The organism is Halobacillus yeomjeoni, from assembly GCF_020171525.1.
GTDB lineage: Bacteria > Bacillota > Bacilli > Bacillales > Halobacillaceae > Halobacillus > Halobacillus yeomjeoni.
This window is the reverse complement of record NZ_JAIVAI010000006.1, coordinates 173919-180195: the sequence shown is the minus strand read 5'-3', so window position 1 is coordinate 180195 and position 6277 is coordinate 173919. Positions and strand designations below refer to the sequence as shown.

At 44.2% G+C, this 6277-nt stretch carries 5 protein-coding genes; 4 read left to right on the top strand and 1 reads right to left on the bottom strand.

Annotation, left to right across the window (positions count from 1 at the left end; all coding sequences use genetic code 11):
* Positions 1 to 431: 431 nt before the first annotated feature.
* Entirely contained in the window at positions 432 to 1619 is a 1188-nt protein-coding gene (locus tag LCL89_RS14665) for a cation:proton antiporter (RefSeq protein WP_224810708.1), read from the top strand.
* Between the two features lie 70 nt (positions 1620 to 1689).
* Here LCL89_RS14665 and LCL89_RS14660 read toward each other — a convergent pair whose 3' ends face one another.
* Complete coding sequence (locus tag LCL89_RS14660) at positions 1690 to 2625, bottom strand: LCP family glycopolymer transferase (protein ID WP_224810707.1); 936 nt, start codon at positions 2623 to 2625, stop codon at positions 1690 to 1692.
* A 162-nt stretch (positions 2626 to 2787) separates the two neighbouring features.
* Between LCL89_RS14660 and LCL89_RS14655 the strand changes: the two genes are divergently transcribed.
* From LCL89_RS14655 to LCL89_RS14645, 3 genes are all read left to right on the top strand, one after another.
* Positions 2788 to 3681 carry an ROK family protein gene (locus LCL89_RS14655; protein WP_224810706.1) on the top strand — a complete coding sequence of 298 codons (894 nt, stop codon included), beginning with the start codon at positions 2788 to 2790 and terminating at the stop codon, positions 3679 to 3681.
* A gap of 90 nt (positions 3682 to 3771) precedes the next feature.
* On the top strand, positions 3772 to 4140 hold the full coding sequence (locus LCL89_RS14650) for a hypothetical protein (protein WP_224810705.1): 369 nt from the start codon (positions 3772 to 3774) through the stop codon (positions 4138 to 4140).
* Positions 4141 to 4648: 508 nt separating this feature from the next.
* The gene (locus LCL89_RS14645; protein WP_224810704.1) at positions 4649 to 6235 is read left to right on the top strand and encodes a solute:sodium symporter family transporter; all 1587 of its coding nucleotides are present in this window, start codon (positions 4649 to 4651) and stop codon (positions 6233 to 6235) included.
* The last annotated feature ends 42 nt before the right edge of the window (positions 6236 to 6277 follow it).

Below are 6277 nucleotides of genomic sequence, written 5' to 3'. Positions count from 1 at the left end.
CCGCAGGAGTCTCCCGATTCCCCTCCGCCCTTTGCATTATAAAATCCGTGACATCTACGTAAAAAAGACCTATTATCAAGATCGTTCGGTCCTTATGCCACTCCTAAGAGAATGAAACAAAGTAGCTAGGTTTCAAGATTTTATACTTCCTCCCATCAAGATGAAGTATTTCTTCCAAAAGATCTTGTTTGGAGGCACTCTGATGAAGCAAAGGGCGGAGGGAAAAGGTGAGACTCCTATGGGACGTGTGGGACAGGTGAGTCCCCGGAAGGCGTAGCCTGAGGAGACTCAGCGCCCGCCCCATGGAAAGCGAACCTTTTCCCGGAGCCCTACACGCATAAAAACATTTCGTAATGAATTCTTTTTTTGATGGATATATCAACACTAAACTTTAACAGAGCCTTGTTAAAAGGAAGAATAGGAGGGGTAACATGAGCGTGTCGCAAGTCATTCTTTTGTTGTTAGTGGGATATTCGGTTTTCACTTTAGATAAAAAACAAAAACACCTGCCTGTTCCCACTTTGTTATTTTTATTAGGAATCATCCTGTCTTTTATTCCTTATTTCGCAGGCATGGATGTGACAGAAAGGGTCCTTTACGATATTTTTCTTCCAGCTCTATTATTTGTCTCCGCTTACCGCTTTTCACCGAAAGCTTTGAAAAAGAACGCTGGAATCATCGGGCTGTTAAGTACAGTCGGGTTGATCGTGACAGCTCTTCTTCTCGGCTTTTTCACCCACGTAGTGCTCGGATCAATGGTTTCCATCACTTTGGTGGGAGCGTTGTTGATCGCCTCCATTTTGACGCCGACAGATCCAGTCTCTGTCGTCTCGATTTTGAAGCAGTCTGCCAACAATGAAAAAGTGGCGGATGTTGTCGACGGGGAATCGATGATCAATGATGGGACAAGTGTCGTTTTATTCACTGTCCTGCTTGGAATTTATACAAGTGACAAAAGCTTTTCAGCAGTCTCCTTCATCAGTGAATTCCTATACGTTTCCCTAGGTGGAGCGGTCCTTGGGATCTTGTTTGGATGGGCTGTCAGTAAAGCCGTTCACATTACCCAACATAAAGAGTACCAGGTTATGCTGAGTATCATTTTATCTTATGGAATCTTCCATTTGGCTGAACACATCGGAGTCTCAGGTGTACTGGCTACAGTGGCTTCAGGGGTGATGCTGGCATGGGAGTTCGATCACACGAACAAAGAGGATCACTACAGAGAAGCCCTGGATGGATTCTGGGGTGTAGTGGAACCGACCATCTTATCCATCGTCTTCTTATTGATGGGAATCGAACTGACAAACCATTTTAAATTAGAACACTGGGGATTGATGGTGCTGCTTTTCGTTGCCTCCCTGATCATACGGTTTATCGTCATCTCCGGAGTGATTCAGTTCTTTGCATTTTGGAAAAAATCGATCGGGTGGAAAGATACGGCATTAATTACGTGGTCGGGCATTCGAGGCACCATGTCGGTCGTTTTGTTGTTAAGTTTGGAAGCGAAGGTTGATGGTGAGGCGGAGCTCCTGCTATCCCTTTGCTTTGGCGTCATCTTCCTATCTTTAGTCGTTCAAAGTTTAGGTATCTACCCACTTTCTCAAAAGATGAAAGATTAAAGCTCGTAAAGAAATAATAGCGCAACCAAAAAAGCGACTGGACTTAAATGGTCCAGTCGTTTTCTGTGGGTTATTTTTCACCGAAATTCACGATCATATCATGGGTTTTCTGTATTTCTTCCTCGGTCATAAAGATTAAATACATCCCGTTCACCATTCGGCCCTGGCCGCTCATTTGATAGGTGGAAGTATTTTTTCTCGCACTTCCATAATTGGTGACCAGTCGTCTCATATCATCGAACTGCATATTGGTGCTGACGTTATCGCCTAACACATTCAACACATCATCGATCTTTTGTACGACATCGAGCCGTGCTCCTTTTTCGATGATTCCTTGAATGACTTGCCGCTGCCTTTCATTTCTTCCAAGGTCCCCTTGCGGATCGTTTTTACGCATCCGCACGTAAGCAAGGGCTTCGCGCCCGTCCAGCTTAATTTCACCCTCTTCGAAGTTAAAGGGGCCTGAACTGAAGGCTCGGTCGTTCTGGACTGTGATTCCGTTCACCGCATCGACGACCTGAGACAAACCTTCCATATTGACGCGGATATAATAATCCAAATCGATATCAAGGAAATTCTCGACTGTATTTACAGCCATATCGCTTCCGCCATAGGCATAGGCGTGGTTGATTCGGGTTGTCCTGCCATCACCTGCGATTTCAACACGTGTATCTCGTGGAATACTGACCATCTGCATTTGATTGTTATTCGGATCAAGCGTCATGACGATCATCGTGTCGGAACGACCGACATCGTTTTCGCGCTCATCAACCCCCAGCAACAAAATATTGATGGGTTCTTTTCTATCCACTTTTCCCTTTGTTTCATTGGTATCGATGGACGCAACGTCTTCGTGAAGGTCCTGGTTGACTGTCGTTCTTACATCATTGTATAGCGAATATAAATAAACTCCTCCGATAACGAGGAAAAATAAAAGTGCAAATAGGAAGATTCTAAACCATCTTTTTCTTCTGCGTTTTTTTCTCTTTCTTGCTCTGCGATTCATCCGCCCACCTCTTCTCATAAAGAAAGCTCTCCTCTATTATACTTTTATTGTAGAAACATGTAAAAAATAGTTTTTTTCTATACAATGAAACTGACTAAAACATTTGTCTCCCCATACCTTCGAGCTTAAGAGGGGGCGGGCAGGATAAGGAGCGTGCAGATCATGGGCATTCATATAGGGGTGGATTTAGGTGGTACGAACGTAAGGGCTGCTGTCGTTTTGGAAAATGGAACAGTGGAACGATTGCTTCAAGAAAAAACGGAGCCTGAACAGGGAGCTGATTTTACCATTCAAAAAATCATTCATATGGTTGAAAACCTGGCGGAAGGAAGAACTATAGAAGGGATAGGGATCGGTGCGCCGGGACCTTTGGATCCTCATCGGGGTGTGATTTTGAATCCTCCCAATCTGCCTGGATGGGATGAAGTGGCTATCGTCGATCAAATCAAGGCTCACTTTTCGGTTGATGTTCAGCTGACGAATGATGCGAACGTCGCTGCATTGGCAGAAGCACAATATGGAAATGGAAGAGGGTTTTCCAGCGTTTTTTACATAACGGTCAGTACAGGAGTGGGAGGCGGTCTTGTATTAGACGGCAAAGTATTCAATGGCGCACAAGGATATGCAGGAGAAATCGGAAATATGATTTTGAATCCCAATGGCTATTATTACAGCAATCTCAACAAAGGATCTCTGGAAAGCTACGCAAGTGGAACGGCGATTGGAAAGCGGGCTTATGATATGTATGGCATAAAAGGTGGATCGGAAGAAGTTTTCGACCGTTTGAAAAATGGAGATGAACAGGCGCAGAGGGTTGTAGATGATGCGATAGAATATCTGGCTATGGGAATCGCGAACCTCACCCATATCCTGAACCCGGAAGTATTCGTCATTGGTGGAGGAGTGATGAATGCAGGGGATTTGGTCTGGGTTCCCTTGAAAGACCGAATAAAAAAATACCTTTACCCAGAATTAGTCCCGATGATGAACTTGAAGCCATCTGCATTAAGTGGGGATGCAGGAGTCATCGGTGCCTCCCTTCTGACCAGAAAATAAGCGGAACCTCAGGTTCTGCTTATTTCTTTTGTGATAATCGGTATGAACCGAGCGTATTTTAGAATAGGGTATGGTTTGGAGGAATGGAACATGAAAAAAATCATCCTATGTCTATGTACCTTATTTCTATTGAGCGCATGCGAAGGAAACCAGACGCAGAGAGTCATCAACAGCTTCACTCCTGATGTCCCGAACCATTTTCACTTCGTAGTTTTTTATGAAAACGCAATTCCGGATGCCGCCTATCAATCGACACTGAAAGGGATGAAAGTGTTTTTAGCAAGAAAGAACATTCAATCCAATATCAGTTATCAAAAGATAGCGACAAAAAAACGGGATTACAATGAGAGTCTCCAAGTCCAAGATAAACAAGTGATCGTTTTCGATTATAAAGGAATCCGCTTCAATGCAAGGAATGTCAAAGTCCTCGAAGGAATGATCCTCCAAGTGACAAGATAAAACTCAGCAGCATAGCTGGGTTTTTTTATTTGTTCTTTTATTCCGTCTGTTTCCATGTTGTTATTGGGAATGATGGGAAAACATTTCACTTTCATTTCTCTCCTACTCATAGTTGGTCGAATGGACATCGATATATTTGAATATAGAGCCTTTCCTTCCCACTTATTTTGAAGAGGCGGACTCGGGAATGGCGAGACTCCTGTGGGATAAAGGTACATCGTGAGACCCCGGAAGGCGTAAGCCTGAGGAGGCTCACGGTACCCCACGGAAAGCGAGTCATTCCCGAGTCCGCCTCACACCAAACCTGCGACGGTAAGAGATGATACAAGCCCGAACAGCAACAACAAGTATTAAGAAAGTCTTTAAATCAAACCATGCTTTATAGCAAAAAAGTGCAATCGTTTTCCGTTTTTTTACCATTGAAACGCTTACAGATTGCCGTCTACAATATATGACAGAAATGAAAACGCATACGTACATAACATCTTAGAAAAAGGGAGAGTCAGTCATGGATTTGTTTACGGTTGGATCGTTCTTGTTCTTTACAGGAATGGTCGCATTGATTTCTTATTTACTTACTAGAAAAGAAGATTTAGATACTCATGATGGGTATTTCCTCGGCGGCCGAAGCTTAGGCGCGTGGGTGATCGCTGGATCACTCATGCTGACGAACTTATCAACAGAGCAGTTAATCGGTTTGAATGCTCAAGGGTACTCGGATACGATTGCCGTCATGGGATGGGAAGTAGGTTCTGCGATAGCTCTTGTGATCGTCGCCTTTTTCCTTCTTCCCCGTTATTTGAAAGGCGGCATTACGACGATTCCAGACTTTCTAGAGGATCGTTTTGATTTTGCTACGAAGCAGATCGTTACCATTTTATTTTTATTCGGTTATGTTTTTAACCTTCTGCCTCCGATCCTTTATTCCGGGGCTGTTGCGTTGAATGGGATTTTCAATATACCTGAAGCCATGGGAGTGAGCCGGACAGGCGGTCTTTGGTTCATGGTATTCGCCATCGGTACCGTCGGGGCCATTTATGCCATTTTTGGCGGTCTGAAGGCTGTAGCCATTTCCGATACGATTAACGGAGTCGGACTATTGATCGGTGGATTGATGGTGCCAATCATCGGCTTGTTTGTACTTGGAGACGGATCATTCACGAATGGTTTCCAGACGATTATCGAAGATTCACCAGAAAAGTTGAATTCAGTCGGCGGATCGGAGAGTCCCGTGCCGTTCGGAACGATGTTTACTGGAATGCTGCTTGTTAACTTGTTTTATTGGGGAACGGCACAGCACATCATGCAGCGTGCCATTTCAGCGAAGAACTTGAAAGAAGGACAAAAAGGTGTCCTGATTGCTGCGTTCTTGAAACTTCTCGGACCTGTGTTTTTGATACTGCCTGGAATTATAGCGTTCAACATGTTCGGGCCAGGTTTGAAACCTACGGATGCGTATCCACGATTGGTTACAGAAATCCTGCCTACGCCGTTGGTCGGTTTCTTTGCAGCCGTTTTATTCGGAGCTATTCTTTCTTCGTTCAACTCAGCGTTGAACTCTTCAGTGACACTGATAGCATTGAATATTTATAAGCCGTATTTCAACCCGGGTGCGTCAGATAAGCAGGTCGTACGTAAAGGGAAGATGGCCGGCATAGTGCTAGCATTATTCGCGATGTGTATCGCACCATTGATCGATAAGGTTCCTCAAGGGTTTTTCCAATACCTTCAGATCGTCAACGGGTTTTATAACGTACCGATCTTCACTATATTGATAGTCGGTTACTTGACGAAGAGAGTCCCTGCCGTAGCAGCGAAAGTATCCTTGTTCGTCTTCATTTCCATTTATGCGACGACTCAGTTGGTGTGGGATACCGGAATACACTTCCTGCACATTCTAGGTATTCTTTTCGTGGCTTGTACGGCACTCATGTTGATCATAGGAAAAATTCGCCCGCGTGAGACAGAGTTTGAACTGGAGCAGAAGGCGAGAGTGGATATGACTCCTTGGAAGCTTGTCTATCCTGTTGGCTTATCCGCAACTTTAGCTATGATCATCATCTATATTCTTCTATCTCCGGTAGGTATAATTTAGCTTTCTGTTGCTCTTCCATTTGATATAATAGAGGTAATGTCA